Raw genomic sequence first — 5,350 nt, 5'->3', positions numbered from 1 at the left:
GAAAAAAGAAAAAAATATTTTTTTTCGATTTACTTGCGAGTTAAGAAAAAAGATGTACTTTTGCACCCGCTAAACGAGAGAATGGCGGCACAAAAAAGAATGACACGTTCATAGACATATTGAATTGACAGCCGTCTTATCCAAAAGATAAGACAAAGAAAAAGAAAGTAAGGCAAATCGAGAAATAGATATTTTTGAATTATCGACAATATTAAAATATACGATGAAGAGTTTGATCCTGGCTCAGGATGAACGCTAGCGGCAGGCCTAACACATGCAAGTCGAGGGGTAGTTACTTTCGGGTAATGAGACCGGCGCACGGGTGCGTAACGCGTATGCAATCTACCTTTTACAGGGGAATAGCCCAGAGAAATTTGGATTAATGCCCCATAGTATGTATGAATCGCATGGTTTATACATTAAAGTTCCAACGGTAAAAGATGAGCATGCGTCCCATTAGTTAGTTGGTAAGGTAACGGCTTACCAAGACGATGATGGGTAGGGGTCCTGAGAGGGAGATCCCCCACACTGGTACTGAGACACGGACCAGACTCCTACGGGAGGCAGCAGTGAGGAATATTGGACAATGGGCGCAAGCCTGATCCAGCCATGCCGCGTGCAGGAAGAAGCATCTATGGTGTGTAAACTGCTTTTGTACGGGAAGAAACACTCCTACGTGTAGGAGCTTGACGGTACCGTAAGAATAAGGATCGGCTAACTCCGTGCCAGCAGCCGCGGTAATACGGAGGATCCAAGCGTTATCCGGAATCATTGGGTTTAAAGGGTCCGTAGGCGGTTTAATAAGTCAGTGGTGAAAGCCCATCGCTCAACGATGGAACGGCCATTGATACTGTTAGACTTGAATTACAAGGAAGTAACTAGAATATGTAGTGTAGCGGTGAAATGCTTAGATATTACATGGAATACCAATTGCGAAGGCAGGTTACTACTTGTGGATTGACGCTGATGGACGAAAGCGTGGGGAGCGAACAGGATTAGATACCCTGGTAGTCCACGCCGTAAACGATGGATACTAGCTGTTGGGCGCAAGTTCAGTGGCTAAGCGAAAGTGATAAGTATCCCACCTGGGGAGTACGTTCGCAAGAATGAAACTCAAAGGAATTGACGGGGGCCCGCACAAGCGGTGGAGCATGTGGTTTAATTCGATGATACGCGAGGAACCTTACCAAGGCTTAAATGTAGATTGACAGGACTGGAAACAGTTTTTTCTTCGGACAATTTACAAGGTGCTGCATGGTTGTCGTCAGCTCGTGCCGTGAGGTGTCAGGTTAAGTCCTATAACGAGCGCAACCCCTGTTGTTAGTTGCCAGCGAGTCAAGTCGGGAACTCTAACAAGACTGCCAGTGTAAACTGTGAGGAAGGTGGGGATGACGTCAAATCATCACGGCCCTTACGCCTTGGGCTACACACGTGCTACAATGGACGGTACAGAGAGCAGCCACTACGCAAGTAGGAGCGAATCTACAAAACCGTTCTCAGTTCGGATCGGAGTCTGCAACTCGACTCCGTGAAGCTGGAATCGCTAGTAATCGGATATCAGCCATGATCCGGTGAATACGTTCCCGGGCCTTGTACACACCGCCCGTCAAGCCATGGAAGCTGGGGGTACCTGAAGTCGGTGACCGCAAGGAGCTGCCTAGGGTAAAACTGGTAACTAGGGCTAAGTCGTAACAAGGTAGCCGTACCGGAAGGTGCGGCTGGAACACCTCCTTTCTAGAGAATGATAAAAGACTTATATCTAGGAGATAGGTTTTACTTTCTGCTGTTAATTCAAATAATACAAAAGCAAAATACAGAGTCTCGTAGCTCAGCTGGTTAGAGTACTACACTGATAATGTAGGGGTCCCCAGTTCGAGTCTGGGCGGGACTACTTTGTTTTAGCTTGGAAATTCTAGAGGTTGAAATCCTTATTTTTTTTGGAATTTGGAATTTAAAAATTTGGAATTTTAAAAAAATGGGGGATTAGCTCAGCTGGCTAGAGCGCCTGCCTTGCACGCAGGAGGTCAACGGTTCGACTCCGTTATTCTCCACAAGATACTGAAATAAGTTCAGCAATCAAAGTTCATTGACATATTGAGATAAGAAAATAATAAGAAATAGAAAGCACAGTAGATGCGCGATTTATTGCGTATTTATTATAAGTCCTAAATAATTTATTATTTAGGCGGCGCATAAGCAAAATAAGGGCGTATGGGGGATGCCTAGGCTCTCAGAGGCGAAGAAGGACGTGATAAGCTGCGAAAAGCTACGGGGATTGGCACACACGAATTGATCCGTAGATATCCGAATGGGGCAACCCACTATGTTGAAGACATAGTACACCGATAGGTGGGCAAACCCGCTGAACTGAAACATCTAAGTAGGCGGAGGAGAAGAAAACAAAAGTGATTCCGTAAGTAGTGGCGAGCGAACGCGGATTAGCCCAAACCAATGTTGTTACGGCAATATTGGGGTTGTAGGACCACGACATTTGTTGCGGATTGAATTAGAATAACCTGGAAAAGTTAACCATAGAGGGTGATAGTCCCGTATAAGTAAGAGAAGATAACGATAGTGGTATCCTGAGTAGGGCGGGGCACGTGAAACCCTGTCTGAATTTGGCGGGACCATCCGCTAAGGCTAAATACTCCTGAGAGACCGATAGTGAACCAGTACCGTGAGGGAAAGGTGAAAAGAACCGTGAATAACGGAGTGAAATAGATCCTGAAACCATACGCTTACAAGCGGTCGGAGCCCTTTAGTGGGGTGACGGCGTGCCTTTTGCATAATGAGCCTACGAGTTAACGTTGCTGGCAAGGTTAAGTGATTAAGTCACGGATCCGTAGCGAAAGCGAGTCTGAATAGGGCGCTTTAGTCAGTAGTGTTAGACGCGAAACCGTGTGATCTACCCATGGGCAGGATGAAGCTGTGGTAACACATAGTGGAGGTCCGAACCGGTTGACGTTGAAAAGTCTTCGGATGACCTGTGGGTAGGGGTGAAAGGCCAATCAAACTCGGAAATAGCTCGTACTCCCCGAAATGCATTTAGGTGCAGCGTTGGTCATAAAGTTATATAGAGGTAGAGCTACTGATTGGATGCGGGGGCTTCACCGCCTACCAATTCCTGACAAACTCCGAATGCTATATAATGTTTACCAACAGTGAGGGCATGGGTGCTAAGGTCCATGTCCGAGAGGGAAAGAACCCAGACCATCAGCTAAGGTCCCCAAATATATGCTAAGTTGAAAAAACGAGGTTTGTCTGCCCAGACAGCTAGGATGTTGGCTTGGAAGCAGCCATTCATTTAAAGAGTGCGTAACAGCTCACTAGTCGAGCGGACGAGCATGGATAATAATCGGGCATAAGCATATTACCGAAGCTATGGATTTATACGTAAGTATAAGTGGTAGGGGAGCATTCTAACAGGGTTGAAGGTGTATCGTAAGGTATGCTGGACTAGTTAGAAAAGAAAATGTAGGCATAAGTAACGATAATGCGGGCGAGAAACCCGCACACCGAAAGACTAAGGTTTCCTCAGCTATGCTAATCAGCTGAGGGTTAGTCGGGTCCTAAGGCGAACCCGAAAGGGACAGTCGATGGCCAACGGGTTAATATTCCCGTACTTCTTATAATTGTGATGGGGTGACGGAGTGATGAAAGCACCGCGAACTGACGGAATAGTTCGTTGAAGTACCTACCTATAAGCTGCGCAGGCAAATCCACGTGGCTTGGGGAAATACGATAGTACTCGGAGTCTTCGGACAAAGAGATAGTGTGCCTAAGGGCTTCCAAGAAAAACCTCTAAACTTAGATTATAAGAACCCGTACCGTAAACCGACACAGGTAGTCGAGGAGAGAATCCTAAGGTGCTCGAGAGATTCATGGCTAAGGAATTAGGCAAAATAGACCTGTAACTTCGGGAGAAAGGTCGCCAGCAGCAATGCTGGCCGCAGTGAAAAGGTCCAGGCGACTGTTTATCAAAAACACAGGGCTCTGCAAAATCGTAAGATGAAGTATAGGGCCTGACACCTGCCCGGTGCTGGAAGGTTAAGAGGAGATGTTATCTTCGGAGAAGCATTGAATTGAAGCCCCAGTAAACGGCGGCCGTAACTATAACGGTCCTAAGGTAGCGAAATTCCTTGTCGGGTAAGTTCCGACCTGCACGAATGGTGTAACGATCTGGACACTGTCTCAGCCATGAGCTCGGTGAAATTGTAGTATCGGTGAAGATGCCGATTACCCGCAGTGGGACGAAAAGACCCTGTGCACCTTTACTATAGCTTAGTATTGACCTTGGATAAGTGATGTGTAGGATAGGTGGGAGACTATGAAGTGGCGTCGCTAGGCGTTGTGGAGTCATTGTTGAAATACCACCCTTTGCTTATCTGAGGCCTAACTCTCTAATGAGAGGACATTGCTTGGTGGGTAGTTTGACTGGGGTGGTCGCCTCCAAAAGAGTAACGGAGGCTTCTAAAGGTTCCCTCAGCACGCTTGGTAACCGTGCGTAGAGTGCAATGGCATAAGGGAGCTTGACTGAGAGACATACAGGTCGATCAGGTACGAAAGTAGAGCATAGTGATCCGGTGGTTCCGCATGGAAGGGCCATCGCTCAAAGGATAAAAGGTACGCCGGGGATAACAGGCTGATCTCCCCCAAGAGCTCATATCGACGGGGGGGTTTGGCACCTCGATGTCGGCTCGTCACATCCTGGGGCTGGAGAAGGTCCCAAGGGTTGGGCTGTTCGCCCATTAAAGTGGCACGCGAGCTGGGTTCAGAACGTCGTGAGACAGTTCGGTCTCTATCTACTGTGGGCGTTAGAAATTTGAGTGGATCTGATTCTAGTACGAGAGGACCGAATTGGACAAACCTCTGGTGTATCTGTTGTTCCGCCAGGAGCACCGCAGAGTAGCTACGTTTGGAAGGGATAAGCGCTGAAAGCATATAAGCGCGAAACCCACCACAAGATGAGATTTCTTTTAAGGGTCGTTGGAGATGACAACGTTGATAGGCTATAGATGTAAAGGCAGTAATGTCATAGTCGAGTAGTACTAATAACCCGTAAGTTTATGTGCAATTTTCCTCCCGATGCAAATCGGGAGGGAGAATCTTTCTTAAAATAATTTTTTTTATCTCAGTATGTTAAGATATTATGTATTGTTCCCGATTTATCGGGACCCTTGCAAAACCTCTTAAGGTGGTTATTGCGTCGGGGCTCACCTCTTCCCATTCCGAACAGAGAAGTTAAGCCCGATTGCGCAGATGGTACTGCATAACTGTGGGAGAGTATGTCGCCGCCTTCTTTTTGAAAACCTCTATCATTTATTTGATAGAGGTTTTTTGTTTTATATCA

At 46.8% G+C, this 5,350-nt stretch carries 2 tRNA genes and 3 rRNA genes; all 5 read left to right on the top strand.

What is annotated here, in order from left to right:
* Positions 1-220: 220 nt before the first annotated feature.
* The 5 genes from ABD766_RS14885 (at position 221) to rrf (ending at position 5,300) form a co-directional block, all read left to right on the top strand.
* Positions 221-1,734: ribosomal RNA gene (locus tag ABD766_RS14885) — 16S ribosomal RNA — on the top strand.
* 83 nt (positions 1,735-1,817) lie between these two features.
* A tRNA-Ile gene (locus tag ABD766_RS14880) sits at positions 1,818-1,891 on the top strand.
* Between the two features lie 86 nt (positions 1,892-1,977).
* Positions 1,978-2,051 (top strand) — tRNA-Ala (locus ABD766_RS14875).
* A 139-nt stretch (positions 2,052-2,190) separates the two neighbouring features.
* Positions 2,191-5,072: ribosomal RNA gene (locus tag ABD766_RS14870) — 23S ribosomal RNA — on the top strand.
* A gap of 118 nt (positions 5,073-5,190) precedes the next feature.
* Positions 5,191-5,300, top strand: a 5S ribosomal RNA gene (gene rrf, locus ABD766_RS14865).
* Together the 16S, 23S and 5S rRNA genes with 2 tRNA genes alongside form the textbook arrangement of a ribosomal RNA operon.
* The last annotated feature ends 50 nt before the right edge of the window (positions 5,301-5,350 follow it).

The organism is Flavobacterium cheonanense, from assembly GCF_039539185.1.
GTDB classification, from domain to species: Bacteria; Bacteroidota; Bacteroidia; order Flavobacteriales; family Flavobacteriaceae; genus Flavobacterium; species Flavobacterium cheonanense.
Note: the sequence above shows the minus strand (reverse complement) of the source record. Positions and strands in the feature narration are given on the sequence as shown.